Genomic DNA, 24,635 nt, shown 5'->3' with positions numbered 1-24,635 from the left:
GTGGCTCACTCCCGTGGGCGGTACGCCGCCTCGATGCCGGCCACCAGCACGGTCAGGCCCTCCTCGAACCGCTCGTCGAACGACTCGAAGATGTCCGCGCCCGCCGCGGCGGCCAGCGGGTAGGCGGCCAGGCGCTCCGCGCGGGCGGCCACGTCGAAGGCCTCGCCCTGCCCGCCCGGCGCCGGCACACTGCCCTGTTCCTCCGCGACGAAGCCCATCGTGTAGGCGTACGCCAGCGTGCCCGCCCGTACCGCGTCGCGCAGCACCCAGCCGTCCCGGCACATCCGGCCGAGGTAGGCCTCCAGCGCCTCCGCGTGGTCGGTGCCGGTGAAGCGGGCGCCGCCGTACACCTTCGCGCCGTCGCGGTAGCCGAGCAGCATCGCGCGCAGGGCGCGGTTGACGGCGCACAGCTGGCCCTGCCAGGTGGGCTCGGCGAGACCCGGCGGGCCGTCCGAGGCCATCCGCCGGTACATGACCGTCGCCATCTCGTCCAGCAGCGCCTGCTTGTTCTTGAAGTGCCAGTACAGGGCGGGCGCCTGGACCCCGAGCTCCTTCGCGATGGCGCGCAGGGTGAGCCCGTCGAGGCCCACCTCGTTCAGGAGCCGCAGCGCGGTGTCGGCGACCTGCGCCCGGTCGATCTTCGTCGTAGCCACCTTGACAACTTAACACCGTTAAGCGCATCCTTCCGAACATGGAACTTAACACCGTTAAGGAACCCGTGCCCGGCTCCGCCCCCGCCGCCCCCGCCGGGGCCGCTCCCGCGACCACCGACGTCCTGATCGTGGGCGCCGGGCCCACCGGGCTCGTGCTCGCCATCGACCTCGCCCGCCGCGGCGTCCCCGCCCTGCTCGTCGAGAAGTCCGACCGGCTCTTCCCCGGCTCGCGCGGCAAGGGCCTCCAGCCGCGCACCCTGGAACTGCTCGACGACCTCGGCCTGGTCGAGACCGTGCTGCGGGCCGGCCGCGACTACCCGCGCATGCTGGAGTGGGTGGGCCCCGACGGCACCGAGCGCGGCCGCGAGTGGGACATGATCGAGCGCTGCGAGCCCACCGAGCGGGAGCCGTACGCCAACGGCCTGCTCATCGGCCAGGCCCGCTTCCAGGACCTGCTGTACGCGCACCTGCGGAGCATCGGGGGCGATGTCGTCTTCCACGCCGAGGTGACCGCGGTGGCCCAGGACCCCGACGGCGTCACCGCCACGCTGGCCGACGGCCGCACCATCCGCTCCCGCCACCTCGTCGCCGCCGACGGCGGCCGCTCCGGCATCCGCCGCGAACTCGGCATCGCCCTGCTGGGCGAGAGCGTCGACCCCAAGCCCATGCTCGTCGCGGACCTGACCATGACCCCGGACGCGATCGTCGACGACCTCAACTGGCATCTGTGGAACGGCAGTCCGGACGGCGGCGTGCTGATCTGTCCCCTGCCCGGCGGGCCCGGCCTGTTCCAGCTGATCGCCGAGTACACCGACGAGGAAGCCGTCCCGGACACCAGCGAAGCGGGCGTGCGCAAGCTGGTCGCCACCCGTACCCCCATGACCGAGGAGCAGGTCGCCCAGGTCCACTGGGCCTCCGACTTCCGGCCCCGGGCGGCACTCGCCGACCGCTACCGCGCGGGCCGCGTCCTGCTCGCGGGCGACGCCGTGCACATCCACTCCCCGGCCGGCGGCCAGGGCCTCAACACCAGCGTCCAGGACGCCTACAACCTGGGCTGGAAGCTCGCCCAGGTGCTCCGCCACGGCGCCCCGGACACCCTGCTCGACACGTACGAGGAGGAGCGCCGGCCCATTGCCGCCGGCGTGCTCGGTCTGAGCACCCGGCTGCACCGCACGGCCATGGTCGGCGAGAACAGCAGGCGCCGGTCGGACACCGGCCAGCTCGGCCTCGGCTACCGCGGCGGCCCGCTCTCCACCGGCCGGGCCGGAGCCCTGGAGGCCGGCGACCGCGCCCCGGACGGCCCGCTGCCGGAGGGGAGGATCTTCGACCTCCTGCGCGGCCCGCACTTCACCCTGCTCGCCGTCGACACCCCGGCCCCCGCCCTCGCGTCCGACCTCGTCCGGGTGCACGAGCTGGGCCCGTACGAGGCGTACGGACGCGGCCTCTTCCTGGTCCGGCCCGACGGCCATGTGGGCTGGGCGGGAGCGGACAGCACCGGTCTCGACGACTACCTCGCCTCGCTCGGCGCGGCCTGACGCCGGCCCCGGTCGACGCCCGGGCAAACCCGTTCCGGCAGCAGATGAACGGTCCGCGACGGGCAGCGGAACTCCACCGCCACGACCCCGTTCGCGGGCCGTGGCGGTCCTACTCTGTCGACGCCAAGGCCCGACGGGCCGCAGCGGACCGCCGGGAAGAGGAACACCGTGACCAACACCCTGCCGCGGGTACGAAGCACCGGCGGCGGCCAGCCGCAGAAGGAACCCGAGCGCCCGCCCGTGGCGGCGCCGGTCTCCCGGCTGCGCGCACTCGACGGGCTGCGTCTGATCGCCGCCCTGATGGTGGCGCTCTACCACTACGGCGGCCGCTCCGGGGACATCAGCAGGGGCTGGGGCGCCTCCCCCAAGAAACTGTTCCCGTCCGCCCACGAGTGGTTCTCCTACGGCTGCCTCGGGGTGCAGATCTTCTTCGTCATCAGCGGCTTCGTGATCTGCATGAGCGGCTGGGGCCGGCCCCTGCGCTCCTTCTTCGCCTCACGCGTCTCCCGGCTCTACCCGGCGTACTGGGCCGCGCTGATCATCGTCACCGCCGTGTTCGCGCTGCCCTGGGTGGTCTACAAGACCGTCACACCCAGCGAGTTCGTGGTGAACCTGACCATGCTCCAGATGCCGGTCGGCGTGCCCCGGGTGCTCGGGGTGTGCTGGACGCTCTGGGCGGAGCTGCGCTTCTACGCCCTGTTCGCCGTCTGTGTGGTGCTGCCCGGCGCGACCCGGCGCCGCGTCGTGCTGTTCTGCGCGGGCTGGACACTGGCCGCCGCACTCACCGCGACGGCCCACCAGCCGTTCCTGGACGCCGTGTTCATGCCCGAGTACGCGTCCTTCTTCATCGGCGGCATGGGCCTGTACCTGCTGCACCGCAACCGGCGTGACGTCACCGCCTGGGGCATCGTCGCCGTCAGCTGGGCCATCGGCCAGCACTGGGCGGTCGCGGGCCTGTGGCACAAGCCGAACCCGGCGGCCTTCTCCAACCGGCACGCCTCGGTGATCATCGCCATCATCACGCTGGGCTTCGTGCTGGTCGCCCTGATCGCGCTCGGCCACCTGCGCTGGGCGAACTGGCGCTGGCTCACCGTGGCGGGCGCCCTCACCTACCCGTTCTACCTGGTCCACGAACACCTGGGCTGGGTGGTCGTGGGCGTACTGCACCGGGGCCTGCACATCCCGGCCCCGGCCACCTTCGCCCTCACGGTGGCGGCGATGCTGGCGCTGGCGTGGCTGATGAACCGGTACATCGAACGCTGGGCGACGCCGCTGCTGCGCGGGGCGCTGGCCCGCAAGGCGGCCCCGGCGGGCACGCCCCGCTGAGCATCGGCCGCGCGCGGGGTACGGGGTGCGGGGTGCGGGTCGGAAGCTCGCTCCGCACGCGAGCAACCGGGGGCATGCGGCTTCCGCCCCCGGTCACCCGCACGGACTGGCACCCGCGCGGACGGAAGGCGCGGATCAGAACGCGTCCGTGGGAACGTACGTCCCCCACACCTCGCGCAGCGCGTTGCAGACCTCGCCCACCGTGGCGCGGGCCTTCAGGGCGTCCTTCATCGGGTAGAGGACGTTGTCCTCGCCCTCGGCCGCCTTCTTCAGCTCGGCCAGGGCCGCGTCCACCGCCGCCTGGTCGCGCTCGGCGCGCAGGGTGGCGAGCCGCGCCGCCTGCTGGGCCTCGATCGCGGGGTCGACGCGCAGCGGCTCGTACGGGTCCTCGGTGTCGACCTTGAAGCGGTTCACGCCGACCACGACGCGCTCGCCCGAGTCGGTCTCCTGGGCGATGCGGTAGGCCGAGCGCTCGATCTCGCCCTTCTGGAAGCCGTGCTCGATCGCGTTGACCGCGCCGCCCAACTCCTCGACCTTCTCCATGAGTTCGAGGGCCGCCGCCTCGACCTCGTCGGTCATCCTCTCGACGACGTACGACCCGGCGAAGGGGTCGACGGTGGCGGTCACGTCGGTCTCGTACGCGAGGACCTGCTGGGTGCGCAGGGCGAGCCGGGCGGACTTGTCCGTCGGCAGGGCGATCGCCTCGTCGAAGGAGTTGGTGTGCAGCGACTGGGTGCCGCCGAGCACCGCCGCGAGGCCCTGGACGGCGACGCGGACGAGGTTGACCTCGGGCTGCTGGGCGGTGAGCTGCACGCCCGCGGTCTGGGTGTGGAAGCGCAGCATCAGCGACTTGGGGTTCTTCGCGCCGAACTCGTCCCGCATCACCTTGGCCCAAATGCGGCGCGCGGCACGGAACTTGGCGACCTCTTCGAGGATCGTGGTGCGGGAGACGAAGAAGAAGGAGAGCCGCGGCGCGAAGTCGTCCACGTCCATTCCGGCCGCGACCGCCGTGCGGACGTACTCGATGCCGTCGGCCAGCGTGAACGCGATCTCCTGCGCGGGCGAGGCCCCGGCCTCGGCCATGTGGTAGCCGGAGATCGAGATGGTGTTCCACTTGGGGATCTCGGCCCGGCAGTACTTGAAGATGTCCGCGATCAGCCGCAGGGAGGGCTTCGGCGGGAAGATGTAGGTGCCGCGCGCGATGTACTCCTTCAGCACGTCGTTCTGGATCGTGCCGGTCAACTTGTCGGCGGCGACGCCCTGTTCCTCGCCGACCAGCTGGTACATCAGGAGCAGCAGCGCCGCGGGGGCGTTGATCGTCATCGATGTCGACACCTTGTCGAGCGGGATGCCGCCGAACAGGATGCGCATGTCGTCGACGGAGTCGATGGCGACGCCCACCTTGCCGACCTCGCCGGAGGCGATCGCCGCGTCCGAGTCGTGGCCCATCTGGGTCGGCAGGTCGAAGGCGACCGAGAGCCCCATGGTGCCGTTGGCGATGAGCTGCTGATAGCGGGCGTTGGACTCGACGGCGGTGCCGAAGCCCGCGTACTGCCGCATGGTCCAGGGCCGGCCGGTGTACATCGAGGGATACACGCCGCGCGTGAACGGGTACGAGCCGGGCTCGCCCAGCTTCTCCGCGGGATCCCATCCGGCGAGGGTGTCCGGTCCGTAGACCGGCTCGATGGGCAACCCGGATTCAGACTCGCGCGCCATGTGCTGTGCCTCCCGCTAGAGCTCTACTACTCGTACCCAACCCTCGCGACGGACTGTAGCGGCGGGCGTGCGGCGGGTGGAGAGGCGCACGCTGGGAGCTTGCTCACAGCATCCGCGATGCCTGCGGCAGCTTTTGCAACCGTTCGGGCCGGGAATCTGTCTCAGGGGACACCAGAGGAACAGGGGGGCGACCGATGCGCCGGAACCAACGCACCACTCTCATAGCCAGAACCCTCGCCGCGACCGCCGTCATCGCGGTGGCCGTGGGCTGCGGGCCGCAGGGCGGCAAGGCGGACGCGGGCGCGCCCGCCACTCCCGCGGCGCCCTCCTCCTCCACGCCGGCCAAGGGCACGCCCGCCGCGTCCGCCTCCGCCGCCACCGACGACAAACCGTCCGGTTCACCCGCCGCTCCCGGCGCCCCGGCCGGCAAGTCGGCCAAGCCGACGCCGCCGGCGAAGGTCTTGATGTCCAACGGCTCCCAGGGCGCCCAGGTCAAGGAGCTCCAGGCCCGCCTCGCCCAGATCGGCTGGTTCGACGACACCCCGACGGGCACGTACGGGGCCGCGACCACCGCCGCCGTCAAGGGCTTCCAGGGCAAGCGCGGGCTCCCGGCGACGGGCAAGACGGACACCGTGACCTGGGACAGGCTGCTCGGCATGACCACCAGGCCGACGGCCGACGAGCTGGCGGGCCGCGCGGTCAACAAGCCGGCCGCCAAGCTCGACCCGCGCTGTATGACGGGCCGCACGATCTGCATCAACAAGACCAGCCGGACGCTGTCGTGGGTGGTCGACGGCAAGGTCCGGTCGACGATGGACGTCCGCTTCGGCTCGCAGTACACGCCGACCCGCGAGGGCGTCTTCAAGGTCTTCGAGAAGAGCCGCGACCACGTCTCGACGATCTACCACACGGCCATGCCGTTCGCGATGTTCTTCAGCGGCGGCCAGGCGGTGCACTACTCGTCCGACTTCGCGGCGCGCGGTTACAACGGCGCCTCGCACGGCTGCGTGAACGTCCGGGACAAGGCCAAGGTCTCGGCCCTGTTCGACCAGGTGCACATCGGCGACAAGGTCGTCGTCTCCTGGTAGCCGACGCTTCGGGTGGTCGCTCCGTGTGGGGGGCGCGGGCGGGACCGGGGGAACGTGTCCCGCCCGCGCCATTCGCGCGGAGCCATGGGTACGGGGGGAACCCCGGCTCATCTGCGCCGCCGATGACCAGTCGGCTCACTCAGTACTGCGCCGCCGTCTCAAAAAACGTTACTGCGGGTTCTGGACCACGCTTCCGGGGGCGCCGGCCGAGTCTTCCGGCGGTCCTGCGGCCGCAGTGCGGGGCGGGCGGCCCGGGCGTTCCGCCTGCCTCGGCCCGAGGCGGGCGGGCCGGGCGTTCCGACGTCCCGGGGGCCTCAGAGTGAGGCGGCCGGGCCGAGCGTGCCGGGCTTGAGCCAGTCCAGGAGCCTGCCGGGGCGGGGCACGACGGCGCTCTGCTTGCCGCCGCCTCCGCCGCCGTACTTGTTCCCGGGGCTTTCGCTGTCGCCGTTGCCCCTGCCACCGCCCTTGCCGCCGCCGTGCCCGTCGCCGCCGGAGCCGGTGCCGCCGGAGCCGGTGCCGCCTCCGCCGGCGGACTTGCCGGGCCTGCCGTCGAGGACCAGATCGCAGAAGCCCTTCAGGGCGGCCGATCCATGGGCCTGCGACTCCAGGTCGCGGCGCTTGTCCGAGTCGAGCTTCCCCGAGCGGTATTCCCGGCACGCCTCGGTCGTCCGGGCCAGCCATCGATTGCCGTCCGAGCCGCCCCCATCGCCCTCGTCCCCGCCCGGGCCGCCCGTCGGGTCGGGCCCCTTGCGGCCGGGGTCGGACGTGCCGCCCGTGGCGGGTCCTCCGGGGCTCGCCCGGTGGGTGGGGTCGCCCGGTGCGGGCGCGCCGGAGGAGGGCGCCGCCCGGTCGGGGCTCGGCGAGCCCGGGGGCAGGGAGTGCGAGGGCGAGGTGGCGACGGGGCCCGGGGTCACCGCCGCCGAGACCGTGGAGGCCGGTACGGGATCCTGTTCGTCGGAGGCGAAGGGGCCGGGCAGCACACCGGTGCCCGCGGCGACCGCGACCCCGCCGATCGCACAGCAGGCCAGCGCCGCGGCGAGGCCGAGGCGCACCGGTGCGAACCGTCTGCGCCGGGGTGCCCCGGGCAGCTCGGCCACCCGTCCGACCCGTACGACACCGAGCGCTTCGCCGCCGTGCGCGGCGCCTTCGGGGCGGGCCTTGCGGAAGGCGGCCAGGGCGGCTTCCTCGCCGGGGAGTTCGGTGGTGGCCGGCTCGGCGGGGCCGAGGGAACGCAGCAGGGCCGTGAGGCGGTCCGCCTCGGCGCGGGCCCGTTCGTCACCGGGCTCGACCCCTTCGCCGCGCAGCAGTCGCTCGGCGGCATCCCGGTCAAGCCACTCGTGCCGCTCGTCAGCCATCACATGTCCTTCTGCGTCCGGGCGCGCGATTGCGTCACACCGCGTTCCGGCGCTCGCTGCGACGGCACGGCGCCCAGCTCCTCCACATCCTGGGCCACGTCCCCCGGGGAGCCGTCCGCGCCGAGCAGTTCAGCAAGCCGCTTGAGGCCCCGGTGCGCGGCGGTCCGCACCGCGCCGGGCCGTTTGCCCAGGGTCCGCGCCGCGCTCTTCGCGTCGAGGCCGACCACCACGCGCAGCACCACGGCCTCGGCCTGGTCCTGCGGGAGTTGGGCAATGAGCGCCATCGTACGTCCGGTGCCGAGGGCCTCCATCGCCTCGTCGGCGGTGTCACAGGCGGCGGCCCGTCCGGTCAGCTCGCTCTCGTCGCCACCGACGGCGGGCCTGCGGCCGCGCATCCGGATGTGGTCGAGGGCGCGGTTGCGGGCGATGCGGGCGGCCCAGCCGCGGAACCGGTCGGCGTCCCCCTCGAAGCGTTCGAGGTCACGGGCGATCTGGAGCCAGGCCTCGGAGGCCACGTCCTCGGTGTCGGGCTCGCCGACCAGGGTGCGGATGTAGCCGAGCAGGCGCGGGTGGACAGCTCGATAGACAGCACGGAAGGCTTCCTCGTCCCCGTCCTGCGCTCTGAGCACCGCGGCGGTCAGCTCCGCGTCGTCCCCCAGCAATCCCTGCACCTGTCTTGACTGGCTGTTCCGATGTCACCGCTGGTCACCACTGTCGCGTCCCCGAACGCGAGTCTGCACGCTACGGCCTCGGCGCCCCCTAAGTCCACGACTTGTACAACCTGCAACGACCCACTGACACAGCGGGGTGTGACAGAAAACGCACGCACGGCGCTGAAGCAAGTACGGGGTCGCCACAACGGCCCCGCCGGAAGACGGCCGGGGCCTCTCCTGTGGGGGGTGGCGGCCCCGGTCGTCCTTCGAATTCCCCGGTCCCGACCAGGCTCGATGCGGAGCAGCGGCGACCGACATGGCCAACGCGTACCAGCGGCCCCGGCCTTCACCCGCCCGCGCGAATCGCTCCGGAGCCACCAGCGGGCAACAAGCCGGAGGAGTGGTGCGCTTCCGCCGTGCGCTCGCCGACGCGATGGAGCGCCGGGACCGGCGCGAGCAGCTCGCCCTCGTACGACGTATCCGTCACGCCGCGGTGGACGGAGGCATCGTCCCCGCACCGTAGGGGCCTACGGCCACGGTGAAGTGCGGTTCCGGGGGGCCAGGGAGCTCTCGGCCTCCCGAGAACGCAACCGCTACCGTGAAGCCATGACCGCACTGCCCGACTGGATGCGCCCGCCCCGCGCGGAAGGCTGGTTCGCGGAGGATCTGGATCACCTCCCCGAGGCACCGCGCCACACGGAGTTGATCGACGGAGCCCTCGTCTTCATGATGTCGCCCCAGCGGTCCTGGCACGGCCGACTCATCACCGCCCTGACCACCACCCTCATGGCGCAGGCACCGGCCGGCGTCGAGGTCGAACGCGAGATGACCATCCGCCTCGACGCCCGTAACCGACCCGAGCCGGACCTCTTGCTGACGGATCTGGCCTACGACCCCGACCGCACCTGGTACGCCCCCGCGGACGTGAAGCTCGTCGTGGAGGTCGTCTCTCCCGAGTCGGCCCACCGCGACCGAACGGTCAAGCTCCGCAAGTACGCGGAGGCAGGCATCCCGCACTACTGGTGCATCGAAGAGGAGGACGGCGCACCCGCCGTTCATGTGTACGAGCTCGACGGGCCCACTGCGGTCTACGCCCCCGCCGGGATCTTCCGGGGCTCGCTCCGGCGCACCGTGCCTTTCGAGATCAGTATCGACCTCGACGAGCTCACGCCTCCGCGGAGCAGCTGAGGCGGGGAGAAGGCCGGCCCCCCGGAGCCCGGCCCTCTTCCGGCGGTGCCTGCAAGACCTCAGCCCAGCCGGTCCGCCAGGGACTTGAAGTCCTCCCAGTCCATCGTCGGCGTCCGCGCGTCCCACAGCTTCTGGGCCGCCGCCCGCAGCGGCAGCCGGATGCCGCGTGCCACCTGCTCCTCGGTCTGCGCGCCCGGCACGTCCGACCAGACCGCGAACCGGCCGCCCAGGATCTGCGGGGCGTACGTGCCGTCCACCGGCTTGGTGCCGCGCAGCACGAGCGGCGTCCACTCCTCGTAGATCCGCTTGCCCGTCGGGTACTTGAAGGGGCCGGGCTCCCCCAGGACGTAGTACAGGTACTCGTCGTTGAGGTTGACCAGCGAGCGGCCCTGGGCCAGCAGGTCCTCGGGCGCCCGCTCGCCGGGCTCCTTGCCGGTCCAGTACTCGACCTCGCGGCCCTGGTCCGCGGCCACCTCGCCACCGGCGAAGAAGCCGTCGTTCCACGCCTTCAGGGTGCGCCCGGCATTGGCCGAACGCAGCACCGCCGCACGGTCGTTGAGCCAGCCCGTCGCCAGGTCCCGGATGTCCGCCTTGGAGCCGTACTTGTCCCGGGCCGCGGTGGCGAGACCCGGGAAGGACGTCTCCGGGGACTTCACCGCCAGGGCCTGGTACTCGTCACCGCCCAGCTGCCAGTACGTCCCGGGGAACAGGTCGGCGTACTCGCGCAGCAGGTCGTCGACGATCCGGGCGGCGGCGGGGTTGGCGATGTCGACGGCGCCCTTGACCGCCTTGCCGTCCTTGTCGCGCAGCTGGAGGTCGGGGTGGGCGGCGAGCACCGCGCCGAGGTGTCCGGGCGAGTCGATCTCGGGGATCACCGTGATGTGCAGCTTGGTCGCGAGCGCGACGATCCGCTGCACGTCCCGCTTGCTGAGGTGCTCGCGCGAGACGATCTCGGGGTGGCTGGAGGACTCGATGCGGAAGCCCTGGTCGTCCGAGAAGTGCAGCCCGAGCTGGTTGAGCTTGAGGTCGGCCATCTGGCGCAGCTGGTCCTCGATCCACGCCTCGGTGTACGGCTTGCGCGCGATGTCGAGGTTGAGACCGCGCTGCGGCTTGTCCGGCCGGTCGTCGACGACGCCCTCGGGCATCACACCGCCGCCCTTGAGCGCCTGCTTGAGGGTGCGGGTGCCGTAGAAGACCCCGGCGTCGTCGGCCCCGGTGATCCGCACCGTGCGGTCGCGGGTGGTCAGCGTGTACGACTCGGGCACGGGCTTCTGGCCGGCCGGCGGCGGGGTCAGGGCCAGCTCGACGTCGCCCTCGCGGGGCCGGCCGCCGAGGACGTAGTCGGCGCCGAGCTCCTGCGCGAAGAGCTTGCCCTCGTCCGCGAGGCTCTGGCTGTTGACGTCCACGATCACCCGCGTCCCGTCCACCGGCCGGAAGCCAGGACCACGGGCCGGGCGGTGTTCGCGTACGGAGGGGATGGTGCGGGGCGGCGAGGAGATCGGGTAGATCGGCGAGGGGGAGGGCAGCGCGGAGGAGGCGCGCTTGTTGTCGGCCGGGCCGCCGTGTCCCCCGTGGGTGTCGTCGTCCGGCCAGACCGCGATGATCAGGGCGAGCAGCGCCGCGCCCGCGACGGCGACCTTGAGCACCAGCGCGCGCCGGCCGCGGGGCCGGTGCGACCAGGCGGGGCGGGACCGCGGCGCACGGGGCTGGGAGGCACGCGCCTCGGACGACGGGGAGGACGACCGCTTCGGGTCCTCGGATCCCGTCTTCCGGGCCCGTGACATCCTGAAACGCGACATCACTCAGAAACCTCCCGTCCAACAACAGTAAGGCCGGACCCGGTGGCCCCCGATACCGGCCGGACAACTGGGGCGAAGGTACGCCGATGGGCCCGGGAGTTCGTCCACCGCGCGCGACCCGGTGTGCACGTCCGGGTGAAATTCGCGCAACAGTCGGGCAGCTCGCTTTCCACGTGGATAGCGTGGCGGCACTCCCACCTCACTTTCCACTCCAGTCTCCGTGCTTCGCAGCACGCCCCGTCCCGTACTGCCGCGTCCCGCGCAGTGTTCGAGGAGCCCACGCTGTCCAGCGATTCCCACGCCGGCCCCCGGAAGCGACCGCCGACACTTCATCACACTCCTCGTGCCCAGGGGCGGGCAGCCATACCGAATCAGCTCCGGGGCACATCCGTTCCGGCGGCCCCGCCACGGCCCGACGGGCTCGACCGTTTCAATCTCGCCCCGGTCGGCGCGGCCGAAACCGCCCTGCTCGCCTGCTGTGCCAGCCGCCGCTGGGCACTGCGGCTCGCCGCCCACCGCCCGTACCCGGACCTGGAGTCGCTGCTCGCCGCGGCCGACGAGGCCAGCTACGACCTGAGCGCCGCCGACCTCGCCGAGGCGCTGGCCGACGAGCTCTCGCCGGGCCTGCACGAGAGTGCGCCGCAGTCCGCGCACACGGCGCTGCGGGCCGCACACGCAGCGTACGAGAGCAGTTTCGGGCACGCCTTCGTGATCTGTCTCGACGGGTTCCACCCCGCCGAGCACCTCGACCAGGTGCTCAGCGGCATCCGGCTGCGGATGAACAACGACCCGGACGAGGAGCGCTCGATCGCCGCCGACGAACTGCGCCGCCTCGCCCGCGCCCGGCTCGCCCATCTCGTGGCAAGCCAGCCCGAACCGGACGCCCCGAGCGCGGCACACGGCGTTCTCTAGGCCGTACGAGCCTGTTTGATTGCCTGTTTGATCACACCTATGGACCCGGCGCAAGGGAACCGACATCTCGTCGCTACGATGACCGGGGCCGGTGGACCGTACCCGGCCGGGTCAGACCGACACTGAAGCCGGCCGGCCCTCAACACCGCTCCCGGAGGGTTCTTCCGTGCCGGCTGGAACGCTGTACCGCGGCCGGGAAGGAATGTGGTCCTGGGTGGCTCATCGAGTCACCGGCGTCCTCATTTTCTTCTTCCTGTTCGTCCACGTCCTCGACACCGCTCTCGTGCGTGTCTCCCCCGAGGCGTACGACAAAGTCGTGGCGACCTACAAGACGCCCATCGTCGCGTGTCTGGAGTACGGCCTGGTGGCCGCCATCCTGTTCCACGCGCTCAACGGCCTGCGCATCATCGCGGTCGACTTCTGGGCCAAGGGCCCGCGCTACCAGAAGCAGATGCTCTGGACCGTCGTGGGTGTCTGGGTCGTGCTGATGGTGGGCGCGCTCTACCCGGTGCTCGGCCATGCCGTCCGTGAACTGTTCGGGAGCTGAGGACTGAGATGTCTGCCGAAACCTCTTCCGCTGCCGCGATCGGCGAAGTCGAGGGCGCGAGCCTGTACGACACCGATCACCCGGCCCCGCTCATCGAGGCCCCCCGCAAGCGCACCAAGAAGACCCCGAAGTCCACCCGCACGAACTTCGAGCTGTACGGCTGGATGTTCATGCGGCTGTCCGGCATCGTGCTGGTCGTCCTGGTCCTCGGGCACCTGCTGATCCAGCTCGTGCTCGACGGCGGCGTCTCCAAGATCGGCTTCGCGTTCGTCGCGGGCCGCTGGGCGTCCCCGTTCTGGCAGATCTGGGACCTGGCCATGCTCTGGCTGGCCATGCTGCACGGCGCCAACGGCCTGCGCACCGTCATCAACGACTACGCGCAGCGGGACAACACCCGCTTCTGGCTGAAGATGCTGCTCTACACCGCCACGGTGTTCACCGTCCTGCTGGGCACGCTGGTGATCTTCACCTTCGACCCGAACATGCGCTAGTCCACGGGCTGAGGGACTGAGGAATTCAACGATGAAGATCCACAAGTACGACACCGTCATCGTCGGCGCCGGCGGCGCCGGCATGCGCGCGGCCATCGAGTCGACCAAGCGCAGCCGCACCGCCGTGCTGACGAAGCTCTACCCCACCCGCTCCCACACGGGCGCGGCGCAGGGCGGCATGGCCGCCGCGCTCGCCAACGTGGAGGAGGACAACTGGGAGTGGCACACCTTCGACACGATCAAGGGCGGCGACTACCTGGTCGACCAGGACGCCGCCGAGATCCTGGCGAAGGAGGCCATCGACGCGGTCCTCGACCTGGAGAAGATGGGCCTGCCCTTCGGCCGCACGCCCGCCGGTGAGATCGACCAGCGCCGTTTCGGCGGTCACTCCCGCAACCACGGCGAGGCCCCGGTACGCCGTGCCTGCTACTCGGGCGACCGCACCGGCCACATGATCCTCCAGACGCTCTACCAGAACTGCATCAAGGAGGGCGTGGAGTTCTTCAACGAGTTCTACGTGCTCGACCAGCTTCTGGTGGAGGAGGACGGCGTCAAGAAGTCCGCCGGCGTCGTCGCGTACGAGCTGGCGACCGGCGAGATCCACGTCTTCCAGTCGAAGTCGGTCATCTACGCCTCGGGCGGCACCGGCAAGTTCTTCAAGGTGACCTCCAACGCGCACACCCTGACCGGTGACGGCCAGGCCGCGTGCTACCGCCGCGGACTGCCCCTGGAGGACATGGAGTTCTTCCAGTTCCACCCGACGGGCATCTGGCGCATGGGCATCCTGCTGACGGAGGGCGCCCGCGGTGAGGGCGGCATCCTCCGCAACAAGGACGGCGAGCGCTTCATGGAGAAGTACGCGCCGGTCATGAAGGACCTCGCGTCCCGTGACGTCGTCTCGCGCTCCATCTACACGGAGATCCGCGAGGGCCGCGGCTGCGGTCCCGAGGGCGACCACGTCTACCTCGACCTGACGCACCTCCCGCCGGAGCAGCTCGACGCCAAGCTCCCGGACATCACGGAGTTCGCGCGCACCTACCTCGGCATCGAGCCCTACACGGACCCGATCCCGATCCAGCCCACCGCGCACTACGCCATGGGCGGCATCCCGACCAACGTCCAGGGTGAGGTCCTCAGCGACAACACCACGGTCGTGCCGGGCCTGTACGCGGCCGGCGAGGTCGCCTGTGTCTCCGTGCACGGCGCCAACCGCCTGGGCACCAACTCGCTCCTGGACATCAACGTGTTCGGCAAGCGCGCGGGCATCGCGGCGGCGGAGTACGCGCACACCGCGGACTTCATCGAGCTGCCCGAGAATCCGGCGGCGCAGGTCCAGGCCCAGGTCGAGAACCTGCTGTCGGCGACCGGCACCGAGCGCGTCGCGGTCATCCGCAAGGAGCTCCAGGAGACCATGGACGCCAACGTCATGGTCTTCCGCACCGAGCAGACGATCAAGACCGCGGTCGAGAAGATCGGCGAGCTGCGCGAGCGCTACCGCAACGTGTCCGTCCAGGACAAGGGCAAGCGGTTCAACACCGACCTCCTTGAGGCCATCGAGCTGGGCAACCTGCTCGACCTGGCCGAGGTCATGGCCGTCTCGGCCCTGGCGCGCAAGGAGTCCCGCGGCGGTCACTACCGCGAGGACTACCCGAACCGCGACGACGTCAACTTCATGCGCCACACCATGGCGTACCGCGAGGTCGCGGACGGCGGCAAGGACTCGATCCGCCTCGACTACAAGCCCGTCGTCCAGACCCGCTACCAGCCGATGGAGCGTAAGTACTGATGGCAACCCCGACCCTGGACAAGGCCGACACGGCAGGCGCGCCGGAGCCCGGCTTCGCGGACTCGCCCTACATCACGGTCACCTTCCGCATCCGCCGCTTCAACCCGGAGATCTCCGAGGAAGCGACGTGGGAGGACTTCCAGCTGGAGATCGACCCGAAGGAGCGCGTGCTCGACGGTCTCCACAAGATCAAGTGGGAGCTGGACGGGTCCCTGACCTTCCGCCGCTCCTGCGCCCACGGCATCTGCGGTTCCGACGCCATGCGCATCAACGGCAAGAACCGCCTCGCCTGCAAGACGCTGATCAAGGACATCAACCCGTCCAAGCCCATCACCATCGAGGCCATCAAGGGCCTCACGGTCCAGAAGGACCTGGTCGTGGACATGGAGCCGTTCTTCCAGGCGTACCGCGACGTGATGCCCTTCCTCATCACGAAGGGCAACGAGCCGACGCGCGAGCGTCTCCAGTCCCCCGAGGACCGCGAGCGCTTCGACGACACGACCAAGTGCATCCTGTGCGCGGCGTGCACGTCCTCGTGCCCGGTCTTCTGGAACGACGGCCAGTACTTCGGCCCGGCCGCGATCGTGAACGCGCACCGCTTCATCTTCGACAGCCGTGACGAGGCGGGCGAGCAGCGCCTGGAGATCCTCAACGACAAGGACGGCGTGTGGCGTTGCCGCACCACGTTCAACTGCACGGACGCCTGCCCCCGAGGCATCGAGGTCACCAAGGCGATCCAGGAAGTCAAGCGCGCCCTGATCACGCGCCGCTTCTGACCGTTCCCGTACGCGTGCCCGAGGGCCCCGCACCTGGAAGTTCGCTTCCGGGGGCGGGGCCCTCACCCGTTGCGGTGAGCGCGCGGTGATCCCCGGCGGGGGCGCGGCCGGCCCGACCCTGCCCGAGTCGATCGGCGCGAAGGTCACCCTGGACGTGGCGGAGGTCCTCACGGCCGCCCAGCCCAAGCCCCGCCGGGATTCCTGACCCCGCGGCTGTGCGAGGATCTCCCCCGCAGCGCACGCGAGGCGCCGAAGTGAAGCGGGGGAAAGATGACCGAGTCCCAGTCGTACGGGAACGACAACTACGGGCAGGGGCCCACTCAGGGGGGCGCGTACCCCAACTCCGGGCCCGGCTACGGCTACCCGGGCGGCGCTCCGCAGGGCGGCCAGCCGCCCGCCCCTGCTCCCGGCTACGGCTACCCGGGCGGCGGGGCCCCGCAGTGGGGGCCGCCGCAGAACCAGCCCGTGATGGGCGGCGGGGCCCCGCTCCTCTCGCTCGGCGACATCACCGTGGTCAACGGCTCGATCATGACCCCGGCCGGCGCCCTCCCGCTCAAGGGCGCGGTGTGGAACGCCACCGACATGTCCCGTACGGAGGAGAAGATGCCGACCGTCGCCATCGTCCTGGCGGTCATCTTCTTCATCTTCTGCCTGCTGGGCCTGCTCTTCCTCCTGATGAAGGAGAAGAAGACGACCGGCTTCGTCCAGGTCACCGTGAACAGCGGCGGACGCCACCACTCCACCATGATCCCCGCCACCGACGCCGGCACGTTCCAGTGGGTGATGGGTCAGATCAACTACGCCCGCTCGCTCAGCATGTGAGCCCGGCGTCCGGCCCTACGGCGTCCGGCCCTACGGCCCCGACACTACGGTGCCGAGGTCGATGAGGGCCGCGAGGCCGAGGGCGACGTGAACCACCAGCGGAATCAGGGCACTTGCCTGAAGCAGTCCGGACCCCACCCGGTGCGACTCGGCCGGTGACGCCGCCCCGCCCTTGCCCGCCAGCCAGAACCCGCAGGCGGAGGACGTCAGGGGCAGCACCACGAGCCCGCGCGGGATGGCCCCGCGGTACACCAGGACATCGAGCAGCAGCGTCAGCGCGACAAGGCCGTACGAGCGGCCGATCAGACGCCGGCGCTCCCGCAGACTGCGTGGCTCCCCCGGCACCGCCGGGGCGCCGAAGGGAGCGGTCGGCGGCAGGACGTACGCGGGCGCGGCCGGTGGCACGGCGTACCCATCGGCGGCGTACCCCGGCGGAGCGGGCGGCGCGCCCGGCGCGGGTGCGTGGGCGGGCGGCGCCAGAGGCGGGTGCGGGTGGCCGGACCCGTCCCGCGGCCCGGCCCCGTGCCGGAGCTCGGCCGGGCCGGCGCCCCACGCCCCCACGCCGGTCCGGGTGCACGCCTCGTGCAGGCCGGCCTCGCCCGCCCCGGCGTCGCCGTCCAGCACCGTCGGGCGGTGACCGGCCTCCTCCTCAAGGCGTTTGGGCAGCAGCCGCTCCACCGCCAACCGCATCGACCGTGCGTCGGGGAACCGGTCCTGCCTGCTCTTGGCCAGGGCTCGGGCGACGATGTCCTCGACGGTCGACGGCACATCGGCGCCCGTCTCCGCGAGGGTGGGCGGGGCCATCGTGCAGTGCTGGTAGCCGATCGCGTTCCCGGTGTCCGCGTCGAACGGGACGGTTCCGGTGAGGAGTTCGAAGAGCATGACGCCCACCGCGTACAGATCCGCCCGCTCGTCGACTCCGCCGCGCCCCTCGAACTGCTCGGGCGCCATGTAGTGCGGTGTGCCGATGACGACGCCGGTGCCTGTGGGGGCCGTGCCCGCGCCGTCCTGGCTGAGCGCGCGGGCGATGCCGAAGTCCGTCACCTTGACCGAACCGTCCCCGGCCACCAGGACGTTCGCGGGCTTGATGTCGCGGTGCACCATCCCCTGGGCGTGGCTCGCGGCGAGCGCCCTCAGCACGTCGGCGGCGATGCGCAGCGACTGGTCGAGCGGGAGCCCGCCCGGCCGCTCCCGCAGATGCGCGCCGAGGGTGCGCCCCCGTACGTACTCCATGACGAGGAAGGGAACCGGGGCCCCGCCCAGGGTCTCCTCCCCCACGTCGTGCACCGCGACCACATGAGGTTCGCTCAGCCGCGCCATCATCCGGGCCTCGCGGCGGAACCGCTCGCGGTTGCCGGGCACGGCGGCCACGGCCGCGTTCATGGTCTTCACCGCGACGACCCTGCCCAGCGAGGTGTCCATGGCCCGGTACACCACGGCCATGCCGCCTTCGCCTATCAACTCCTCAATGACATACCGGCCTTGGGCCAGTTCCTGGCCCGCCCCGAGAATCGCCGCCACCGCCGGATCACCCTCCCCTGTCCGACGGCCACGCTACAACGGGCGGCCGGCGGCGATCTCGGCGCGTGCCGGACCGACCCCGCTCAGCGACGGCGCCGGCGGTGCGCCGGACCCGTTCCGGTCACGCCTCGATGTCCGGCAGGGGTGAGAGGGGCCGCTCGAAGAACGTCTCCAGTGACACCGTCGCGTGGGTGCCGCTCACGCCGTCGATCGCGTACAGGCGGCGCAGCACGTCCTGGAGCTGTTCGGTCGTCGCCGTGCGCACCTTGACCAGGACCGAGGCGCTGCCCGCGATCACATGGGCCTCCTGGATCTCGGGTATCGCCGCGAAGGCCTCCGCCGAGTCCCCCATCCACGAGGTGGAGTCGACCATCACGAAGGCCAGCACGCCCTGGCCCAGCGCCGCGGGGTCCACCTCGACCGTCGTGCGCCTGATCACCCCGCGTTCGCGCAGCTTGCGCACCCGCTCGTGCGCGGCGCCGGCCGAGAGGCCCACCTCCTTGCCCAGAGCCGCGTACGCCGTGGTCGCGTCGTGCTGGAGCAGAGCGATCAGCTTGCGGTCGATGTCGTTCACGTGAGCCATGGCGGAACCATACCTCGTTCTGTCATAGTCACCACGTAACGAATGTGATTCGGTAACACTGCATGAAGGGGAGATCGTGTCCGACCAGCTCCGCACTCCGCTGTACGAGATCCTGGACGAGCGGTTCCGCACCGGGCGCTGCGCCGCCGGCGACGACCGGCTCGAAGTGCTCCACGACGGCTGCCGCTGGGCCGAGGGCCCGCTCTACCTGCCGGCCTGGCGCCAGTTCGTCTGGAGCGACATCCCCAACGACCGGATGCTGCGCTGGGACGAGGCGACCGGCGCGGTCTCCCTCTTCCGTTCCCCCGCCGGGCACCCCAACGGCAACACGGTCGACCGCGAGGGGCGGCTCGTCACCTGCGAGCAGGGCAACCGCCGGGTCACCCGCACCGAACCCGACGGGCGGACCACCGTGATCGCCGACCGTTTCGCGGGCAAGCGGCTCAACAGCCCCAACGACGCGGTGGTGCGCTCGGACGGATCCATCTGGTTCTCCGACCCCGACTTCGGCATCACCAGCGATTACGAGGGCATCCGCGCCGACCCCGAGATCGGCGGCTGCCACGTCTACCGGGCCGACCCGGCGACCGGCGAGGTACGGCTCGTCGCGGACGGGTTCGGGGCGCCCAACGGGCTCGTCTTCTCGCCGGACGAACGGCAGTTGTACGTGTCCGACACCCGGGGCGGGTGCATCCGCGTCTTCGAGGTGAGGGCCGACGGCACGCTCGACGACGGCAGGGTCTTCGCCGAGGTCAAGGACGACGACAGCCGGTTCGACAACATCCGTTTCGACGACGGCGGACGGCTCTGGGCCGCCGCCATGGCGGGCGGTGTGCACTGCTACGACCCCGACGGCACGCTCATCGGGCGGCTGCGCGTCCCCGAGCCCGTCTCCAACATCGCCTTCGGCGGGCCCAAGAACAACCGCCTCTTCATCACCGCCACCACCTCCCTGTACTCGCTGGTGATGAGCGTTACGGGTCTGCCGCGGGTACGGGTGTGAACCCCGGCGGCCGCAGTCCTGCCTCGGCGGCCGGCCGCGACCCTGCCCGCCCGGCCGGCCCCGGTCCGATTAGGCTCGTGACGTGCCAGCACAGAACGCCCCCGAAGAGACGGCCCCCGACGCGGACGGGTCCCGCCCCGCCAAGGGCGAGCAGACCCGCACCCTGATCCTGGAGACCGCGATGCGGCTCTTCCAGGAGCGGGGGTACGACAAGACCACGATGCGGGCCATCGCCCAGGAGGCCGGGGTCTCGGTCGGGAACGCGTACTACTACTTCGCCGGCAAGGAGCACCTGATCCAGGGCTTCTACGACCGGATCGCGGCCGAGCACCACGCCGCCGTGCGCGAGGTGCTCGACACCGAGACCGATCTGGAGGCCCGGCTCGCCGGGGTGCTGCGGGTGTGGCTGGACATCGCGTCGCCGTATCACGAGTTCGCGGCGCAGTTCTTCAAGAACGCGGCCGATCCGGACAGCCCGCTCAGCCCGTTCTCCTCGGAGTCGGAGCACGCGCGGCAGGAGGCGATCTCCGTGCACCGGGAGGTGCTGGCCGGCACGAAGACCAAGGTGCCGGCCGAACTCGTGGACGTGCTGCCCGAGTTGATGTGGCTGTCCCAGATGGGGCTCGTCCTGTACTGGGTCTTCGACCGCTCCCCCGACCGCGAGCGGAGCTACCGGCTCGCGGCGCGGGGGGCCAAGCTCACCACCCGGGGCATCGCCCTCGCCCGGTTCCGGGTGCTGCGGCCGCTCGTGCACGAGGTGCACGAGCTGTTCACGGACTTCCTGCCGGGAATGGCCCAGGCCGCCGCCTCCCGGAAGTCCGCCAAGTAGGCTCCGGGAAACGGTGGTTCAGAGGTCCAGGGCCTCCCTGACCTGTCGGGCCACCTTCACGATGTCGCCCTTCGGTTCGGTCCCGTACGCGGGGTGCGTACGCACCCAGGTGTCCTCCAGGGCGTACCAGTCGACCGGCTCCGGAGGGCGGCCCGTGGTCAGCGAGACCGTCAGGGTGTCGAAGTAGGTGCGCCAGCGCAGCGTGTAGAGGCCGCCGACCAGGCCCGACCACTCCCGGTTCGCGTAGTCGCGCAGGGTGCCGCCGTTGGCCGCCGCGCGCGGGCCCCACACCGTGAGCAGCGACACCGCGTCGTAGGCGAGGCGGTCCTTCTCCTGCGCGGAGCCGCCCCAGGAGCGCGCATCCGCGATCCAGCGGCCGAGCAGATGGCCCCGGTCGGTCGCCACCACCCGCTCCAGCAGGGCCAGATCGCGCAGCCACTCCCCGGTGAGTGCCGCGAACGCGTCCTTGTCGGCGTTCTCGAAGGCGTCCCGGATGCGCGGCAGCAGCAGGCGGGACTCGTTGGAGAGGGTCTGGCGGGTCACGTCGAGGAGGTCGTAGCGGTAGGCCGGCGAACCGCGCAGCCCCGGGGCGACCGCGAGCAGGGCCGGCAGGGCCTCGGCGAACTCGGCCGGGTCGTAGCGGAGCGCGGGCGGGGACCAGAAGCCGCCCGAGGTCGCCTTCAGGTCGGGCCGGGCGCCGAACAGCCCGTCCGCGGCCTCGCTCCAGGAGTCGGCCCGGGTGGTGCCGTACGCGGTGCGGCGCAGCACGTCCCACGCCTCGGTCGCGTGCCGGTCCCTGGCGCCGTACCGGTAGCGCGGCCACTGCTCGAACCACTCCTCCAGATCGACGGGGCCGTCCGTCCAGGGCAGGTCGGAGAAGAGCGCGAAGGCGGCGGGGTTGTTGTCGGCGCCCTCCGGCATGAGCGCGATGCCGTCCAGTGCGCTGTTCGGCTTGGTGCGCCAACTCTCGTACAGGGAAGCCCAGTCGGGGGTGTTGGCGCCCATCGCGGTGTGGCCGCCGAAGTTCCAGATGGAGCCGAACGCGTACGGGGTGCCCTCCCAGGACGCCTCGCGGTCGGTGACCGAGGGGTAGTGGTCGGACAGGCCGTCGACGACGAACAGCTTCGTCCTGTCGACCGCCTCGATGATCTCCTTGTGCGGGTTCTGCTGCCAGCCCAGGATGCTCCAGACCGCCCCGGGGTGTGCGGTGCGCAGCGCCTTCTCGACGGCCCGGGCGGCAGCGCCGATCGGCACGTCACCGGGGGTGCCGCCCTCGTGCAGCAGGTCCATCTTGTACATGGAGGTGGCGCCGAGCAGCTCGTCCTGGACGCGGTAGAAGGTGGCCGCGACCCGGGCGAAGTGCTCGGAGCGCGGGTCCAGCCAGTCGGGCCGGGCGAAGCCTCCCCAGATCCCCTGCGGCACCACATGCGCGCCCGGGTTGCGGTCGGCGAAGCCGGGCGGGAGCGTGCCGAAGTAGCCGGGCAGCACCGGGGTCATGCCGAGCTCGCGCAGGCGGTCGACGATCCGGACCGCCAACTCGGCCCGCTGGGCGAGGAGTTGCCGGGAGACCGGGCCGCCGAAACCGTACATGTTCTGGAGCAGCCACCACGGCTGGTGCGCGGGCCCCGGGAGCCAGGCGCGCAACTCGGCGTCGTGGTAACCGTGTTGGAGGAAGGTGCGGTGGTAGACGGTGTCGGCGCCGAGGTAGACGAGCACCTCGTTGTAGCCGTGCAGGGCCAGGACGTCGAGCTCGCGCTCCCAGTAGGACCAGTCGTGGTAGGGGCCGGTATAGCCGTCGTTGGTGTCGTTGAAGACGAACCGGTGGGTGACGTTGGCGGCGCTCCCGATGGGCGACGGCACCGCGGGGAGCAGCCGGGGCAGCCGGGTCTGCTCACCCGCCCAGGAGATGTGGGCGTGCGCGACCTGTCTCAAGTACCGGTGGAATCCGGTGAGTTGCACGGCCGGGGTGCTGCCCTCGACCAGGATCTCGCCGGCCCCGCCCGAGACGCGGAAGCGGTCCCGGCCGGCCGCCGGCGCGAGCGTGCGGAAGGTGACCTGATCGCGATGGTCCGGCAGCAGCCGGGCCAGGGCCCGGGCGGCGGGCCCCCGGCCGGCCGCTCCACCGGCCTCGGCGGCGTACCCGGCCTCGGTGCCCGCCCCGAGGGCGAGGGCCGATCCGGCGAGTGAGCTCAGCAGCGTACGACGGGAAAGGCGCATCCCCCGACGGAAGCAGCGTGTCCGTGCGCGGTCAATGGAACAGAACCGGTGGGTGCCCGGACAGAAGCCCTTTGGGCCAACGTGAGCGCGCCGGGCCGGGGGCCGGACCTCAGATCCAGCCGAGTTCCCACAGACGCCACACGCCCGTGCCGTCCGACAGGTACTGCGAGCCGCTGACGTCCTTGTTGCCGAGGACGTAGTTCTTGCCCTGCCACAGCGGGATCAGCGGGACGTCCTGGGCGACCTTCTCCTGGATCGTTTTGAAGTCGTCGGCCGCCCGGCCGCGGTCGGTGAACTCCTGGGTGCTCTTGATGAGATCGTCGACGGTTTTGTCGGAGTAGTTGTTGTGGAGGCTGTTGCCGGTGCCGACGAGCGGCGCGCCGAAGTTGTCGGGGTCCGGGAAGTCGGCGAGCCAGCCGGCGGTGTACGCGTCGTACTTGCCCTCGGCGAAGTTCTGCTGCATCTTCGGCCAGTCCGGCTCGGCGATGAGATTGACCTTGAACAGGCCGTCCTTCTCCAACTGCGCCTTGATCTGCTCGGCCTCCGCGCCGTTCGCGCCGAGCTTGCGGTAGGCCATGTCGAACGTGACCGGGAGCGACTCGCCCGCCGACCGCAGGAGGTTCTTGGCCTTGACCGGGTCGGGCTTCGGATAGGCGTCGAAGAAGGCGGTGCTGTGGCCGGTGAAGCCCTGCGGGATCACCGAGAACAGCGGGTCGACGGTGCCGAGGTAGACGTGGGAGGCGAGCGCCGCCCGGTCGACGAGGGCGGCCGCGGCCTCGCGGACCTTGGTCTTGGAGACCGGGCTCGACGACTTCAGGTTGAAGATGAGCTGACGGATGTCGTAGCCGGGCGAGGTGCTGATCCGCACGTCGGCCCCCGGCGAGAGCTTGGCGAGCACCTGGGGCGGCATCTCGCGGTGCGCCACGTCGACCTGCTTGGCCTGCCAGGCCTCGTTCAACTGGTCGGCTTCGGCGAAGTACCGGACCGTGATGGGCATGCCCTGCTTGGTCACCGCGCCCTTGTAGCCGGTGTTGGGCTCCAGGCTCGCGCTGACCGGCGCACCGGAGGCGTCCTTCTTGTACTCCTTGAGCAGGTAGGGCCCGGAGCCGACGACCGAGTTGTCCTTGCGCAGGGCGTTCGCCGGGTACTGGCTGCTGTCGACGATCGAGCCCGCGCCGGTGGCGAGCTTGGACGGGAACGTGGCGTCCTTGCTCTTCAGGTTGAAGGTGACCGTGTCGCCCTGGGCCTGCACCGAGCCGAGCATCGAGAACAGCGGGGCGGGGCCCAGCTTGTCGGCGATCTTCAGTATCCGGTCGAAGGAGTACTTCACGTCCTCCGCGGTCATCCTGCGCCCGCTGGAGAAGCTGATGTCGTCGCGCATCACGCACTGGTACGTCGTCAGCTTCTGCCCGACGAAGGCGCAGCTCTTGGCCGCGTCCGGGACCGGGGTGGTGCTGCCCTGCCGGAAGGTGAGCAGCGACTGGTAGACGTTGTTGTAGATCGCCCAGGAGCCCGCGTCGTACGCGCCCGCCGGGTCGAGCGAGGTGATGACGTCGGTCGTGCCGACGGCTATGGGGTCCTTCTTCGTCTGATCGGACGGCAACAGCTGCCAGCCGCCCGCTCCGGCGACCACCACGGCCGCGCCAATCGCCAGAATTCGCATACGGATCGACCGCATCGCCGTGCTCTCCTCGGAACGCCCCACCCTGCCAGACGCGCGGAATCAGCACGCTGCGCCTGTGATGACGCTCACCCAATCACACGACCTTCACATTGTGGAAGGGTCAACCTTCTGCTCACAGCTACTTGTTAGCCGAGCGTGACGGAGCTCTCCG

21 protein-coding genes are annotated in these 24,635 nt (G+C 71.2%); 12 read left to right on the top strand and 9 right to left on the bottom strand.

Annotated elements, in window-relative coordinates; genetic code table 11:
* Positions 1–5 precede the first annotated feature (5 nt).
* The gene (locus ACFYNP_RS20495) at positions 6–653 is read right to left on the bottom strand and encodes a TetR/AcrR family transcriptional regulator C-terminal domain-containing protein (protein ID WP_388405935.1); all 648 of its coding nucleotides are present in this window, start codon (positions 651–653) and stop codon (positions 6–8) included.
* 38 nt (positions 654–691) lie between these two features.
* Here ACFYNP_RS20495 and ACFYNP_RS20490 point away from each other — a divergent pair, with 38 nt between their 5' ends.
* Both ACFYNP_RS20490 and ACFYNP_RS20485 read left to right on the top strand, forming a co-directional pair.
* The gene (locus ACFYNP_RS20490) at positions 692–2,188 is read left to right on the top strand and encodes an FAD-dependent monooxygenase (protein ID WP_388786947.1); all 1,497 of its coding nucleotides are present in this window, start codon (positions 692–694) and stop codon (positions 2,186–2,188) included.
* A 168-nt stretch (positions 2,189–2,356) separates the two neighbouring features.
* Positions 2,357–3,514, top strand: coding sequence for an acyltransferase family protein (locus tag ACFYNP_RS20485; RefSeq protein ID WP_388786944.1), 1,158 nt, complete (start codon positions 2,357–2,359; stop codon positions 3,512–3,514).
* Positions 3,515–3,649: 135 nt separating this feature from the next.
* Here the strand turns inward: ACFYNP_RS20485 and ACFYNP_RS20480 are convergent, their stop codons facing one another.
* A complete protein-coding gene (locus ACFYNP_RS20480) occupies positions 3,650–5,230 on the bottom strand; it encodes a methylmalonyl-CoA mutase (RefSeq protein ID WP_388405927.1) in 1,581 nt (526 codons plus the stop codon).
* 194 nt (positions 5,231–5,424) lie between these two features.
* Between ACFYNP_RS20480 and ACFYNP_RS20475 the strand changes: the two genes are divergently transcribed.
* Positions 5,425–6,318 carry a L,D-transpeptidase family protein gene (locus tag ACFYNP_RS20475; RefSeq protein ID WP_388405925.1) on the top strand — a complete coding sequence of 298 codons (894 nt, stop codon included), beginning with the start codon at positions 5,425–5,427 and terminating at the stop codon, positions 6,316–6,318.
* A 314-nt stretch (positions 6,319–6,632) separates the two neighbouring features.
* Here the strand turns inward: ACFYNP_RS20475 and ACFYNP_RS20470 are convergent, their stop codons facing one another.
* Together ACFYNP_RS20470 and ACFYNP_RS20465 are read right to left on the bottom strand one after the other, a co-directional pair.
* Entirely contained in the window at positions 6,633–7,673 is a 1,041-nt protein-coding gene (locus ACFYNP_RS20470) for a hypothetical protein (protein ID WP_388786941.1), read from the bottom strand.
* Positions 7,673–8,335: an RNA polymerase sigma factor gene (locus tag ACFYNP_RS20465; protein ID WP_345254087.1), complete on the bottom strand. Its 663-nt coding sequence runs from the start codon at positions 8,333–8,335 to the stop codon at positions 7,673–7,675. The genes ACFYNP_RS20470 and ACFYNP_RS20465 overlap by 1 nt, the downstream gene beginning before the upstream one ends.
* 597 nt (positions 8,336–8,932) lie before the next feature.
* Between ACFYNP_RS20465 and ACFYNP_RS20460 the strand changes: the two genes are divergently transcribed.
* Positions 8,933–9,514, top strand: coding sequence for a Uma2 family endonuclease (locus ACFYNP_RS20460; RefSeq protein ID WP_388405920.1), 582 nt, complete (start codon positions 8,933–8,935; stop codon positions 9,512–9,514).
* Positions 9,515–9,573: 59 nt separating this feature from the next.
* On the opposite strand, the gene ACFYNP_RS20455 is transcribed toward ACFYNP_RS20460, so the two are convergent.
* On the bottom strand, positions 9,574–11,298 hold the full coding sequence (locus ACFYNP_RS20455; protein WP_388406975.1) for a glycoside hydrolase family 20 protein: 1,725 nt from the start codon (positions 11,296–11,298) through the stop codon (positions 9,574–9,576).
* A gap of 279 nt (positions 11,299–11,577) precedes the next feature.
* Here ACFYNP_RS20455 and ACFYNP_RS20450 point away from each other — a divergent pair, with 279 nt between their 5' ends.
* The 6 genes from ACFYNP_RS20450 to ACFYNP_RS20425 all read left to right on the top strand — a co-directional run bounded on the left by ACFYNP_RS20450 (position 11,578) and on the right by ACFYNP_RS20425 (position 16,647).
* The gene (locus ACFYNP_RS20450; protein WP_388786938.1) at positions 11,578–12,225 is read left to right on the top strand and encodes a 2-oxo-4-hydroxy-4-carboxy-5-ureidoimidazoline decarboxylase; all 648 of its coding nucleotides are present in this window, start codon (positions 11,578–11,580) and stop codon (positions 12,223–12,225) included.
* Between the two features lie 166 nt (positions 12,226–12,391).
* The gene (gene sdhC, locus ACFYNP_RS20445) at positions 12,392–12,772 is read left to right on the top strand and encodes a succinate dehydrogenase, cytochrome b556 subunit (RefSeq protein ID WP_100574740.1); all 381 of its coding nucleotides are present in this window, start codon (positions 12,392–12,394) and stop codon (positions 12,770–12,772) included.
* A gap of 8 nt (positions 12,773–12,780) precedes the next feature.
* Positions 12,781–13,263 carry a succinate dehydrogenase hydrophobic membrane anchor subunit gene (locus ACFYNP_RS20440; RefSeq protein WP_100574739.1) on the top strand — a complete coding sequence of 161 codons (483 nt, stop codon included), beginning with the start codon at positions 12,781–12,783 and terminating at the stop codon, positions 13,261–13,263.
* Positions 13,264–13,294: 31 nt separating this feature from the next.
* Complete coding sequence (gene sdhA, locus ACFYNP_RS20435) at positions 13,295–15,049, top strand: succinate dehydrogenase flavoprotein subunit (protein WP_388786935.1); 1,755 nt, start codon at positions 13,295–13,297, stop codon at positions 15,047–15,049.
* Entirely contained in the window at positions 15,049–15,825 is a 777-nt protein-coding gene (locus ACFYNP_RS20430; protein ID WP_100574737.1) for a succinate dehydrogenase iron-sulfur subunit, read from the top strand. The genes sdhA and ACFYNP_RS20430 overlap by 1 nt, the downstream gene beginning before the upstream one ends.
* A 270-nt stretch (positions 15,826–16,095) precedes the next feature.
* A complete protein-coding gene (locus tag ACFYNP_RS20425; protein WP_388405911.1) occupies positions 16,096–16,647 on the top strand; it encodes a hypothetical protein in 552 nt (183 codons plus the stop codon).
* 30 nt (positions 16,648–16,677) lie between these two features.
* Here ACFYNP_RS20425 and ACFYNP_RS20420 read toward each other — a convergent pair whose 3' ends face one another.
* Together ACFYNP_RS20420 and ACFYNP_RS20415 are read right to left on the bottom strand one after the other, a co-directional pair.
* On the bottom strand, positions 16,678–18,168 hold the full coding sequence (locus tag ACFYNP_RS20420; protein WP_388786932.1) for a serine/threonine-protein kinase: 1,491 nt from the start codon (positions 18,166–18,168) through the stop codon (positions 16,678–16,680).
* 121 nt (positions 18,169–18,289) lie between these two features.
* Positions 18,290–18,742 carry an Lrp/AsnC family transcriptional regulator gene (locus ACFYNP_RS20415; RefSeq protein ID WP_388406973.1) on the bottom strand — a complete coding sequence of 151 codons (453 nt, stop codon included), beginning with the start codon at positions 18,740–18,742 and terminating at the stop codon, positions 18,290–18,292.
* 85 nt (positions 18,743–18,827) lie between these two features.
* On the opposite strand from ACFYNP_RS20415, the gene ACFYNP_RS20410 reads away from it, so the two are divergent.
* Together ACFYNP_RS20410 and ACFYNP_RS20405 are read left to right on the top strand one after the other, a co-directional pair.
* On the top strand, positions 18,828–19,754 hold the full coding sequence (locus tag ACFYNP_RS20410; RefSeq protein ID WP_388786929.1) for an SMP-30/gluconolactonase/LRE family protein: 927 nt from the start codon (positions 18,828–18,830) through the stop codon (positions 19,752–19,754).
* An 82-nt stretch (positions 19,755–19,836) separates the two neighbouring features.
* On the top strand, positions 19,837–20,583 hold the full coding sequence (locus ACFYNP_RS20405; RefSeq protein WP_388405906.1) for a TetR/AcrR family transcriptional regulator: 747 nt from the start codon (positions 19,837–19,839) through the stop codon (positions 20,581–20,583).
* Between the two features lie 18 nt (positions 20,584–20,601).
* On the opposite strand, the gene ACFYNP_RS20400 is transcribed toward ACFYNP_RS20405, so the two are convergent.
* Complete coding sequence (locus tag ACFYNP_RS20400; protein ID WP_388786926.1) at positions 20,602–22,800, bottom strand: alpha-N-acetylglucosaminidase; 2,199 nt, start codon at positions 22,798–22,800, stop codon at positions 20,602–20,604.
* Between the two features lie 109 nt (positions 22,801–22,909).
* Positions 22,910–24,478, bottom strand: coding sequence for an ABC transporter substrate-binding protein (locus tag ACFYNP_RS20395; RefSeq protein ID WP_388786923.1), 1,569 nt, complete (start codon positions 24,476–24,478; stop codon positions 22,910–22,912).
* Positions 24,479–24,635: the final 157 nt, after the last annotated feature.

The sequence above is a fragment of the Streptomyces sp. NPDC006691 genome, from assembly GCF_042869955.1.
In the GTDB taxonomy this organism is placed as follows: Bacteria; Actinomycetota; Actinomycetes; order Streptomycetales; family Streptomycetaceae; genus Streptomyces.
Note: the sequence above shows the minus strand (reverse complement) of the source record. Positions and strands in the feature narration are given on the sequence as shown.

Excerpts from the sequence above, each read along its gene's own strand:
- ACFYNP_RS20490 (WP_388786947.1), top strand. The coding sequence starts at position 692 with ATGGAACTTAACACCGTTAAGGAACCCGTGCCCGGCTCCGCCCCCGCC.
- ACFYNP_RS20480 (WP_388405927.1), bottom strand. The coding sequence starts at position 5,230 with ATGGCGCGCGAGTCTGAATCCGGGTTGCCCATCGAGCCGGTCTACGGA.
- ACFYNP_RS20475 (WP_388405925.1), top strand. The coding sequence starts at position 5,425 with ATGCGCCGGAACCAACGCACCACTCTCATAGCCAGAACCCTCGCCGCG.
- ACFYNP_RS20470 (WP_388786941.1), bottom strand. The coding sequence starts at position 7,673 with ATGGCTGACGAGCGGCACGAGTGGCTTGACCGGGATGCCGCCGAGCGA.
- ACFYNP_RS20460 (WP_388405920.1), top strand. The coding sequence starts at position 8,933 with ATGACCGCACTGCCCGACTGGATGCGCCCGCCCCGCGCGGAAGGCTGG.
- ACFYNP_RS20455 (WP_388406975.1), bottom strand. The coding sequence starts at position 11,298 with ATGTCACGGGCCCGGAAGACGGGATCCGAGGACCCGAAGCGGTCGTCC.
- ACFYNP_RS20440 (WP_100574739.1), top strand. The coding sequence starts at position 12,781 with ATGTCTGCCGAAACCTCTTCCGCTGCCGCGATCGGCGAAGTCGAGGGC.
- sdhA (WP_388786935.1), top strand. The coding sequence starts at position 13,295 with ATGAAGATCCACAAGTACGACACCGTCATCGTCGGCGCCGGCGGCGCC.
- ACFYNP_RS20430 (WP_100574737.1), top strand. The coding sequence starts at position 15,049 with ATGGCAACCCCGACCCTGGACAAGGCCGACACGGCAGGCGCGCCGGAG.
- ACFYNP_RS20425 (WP_388405911.1), top strand. The coding sequence starts at position 16,096 with ATGACCGAGTCCCAGTCGTACGGGAACGACAACTACGGGCAGGGGCCC.
- ACFYNP_RS20400 (WP_388786926.1), bottom strand. The coding sequence starts at position 22,800 with ATGCGCCTTTCCCGTCGTACGCTGCTGAGCTCACTCGCCGGATCGGCC.
- ACFYNP_RS20395 (WP_388786923.1), bottom strand. The coding sequence starts at position 24,478 with ATGCGGTCGATCCGTATGCGAATTCTGGCGATTGGCGCGGCCGTGGTG.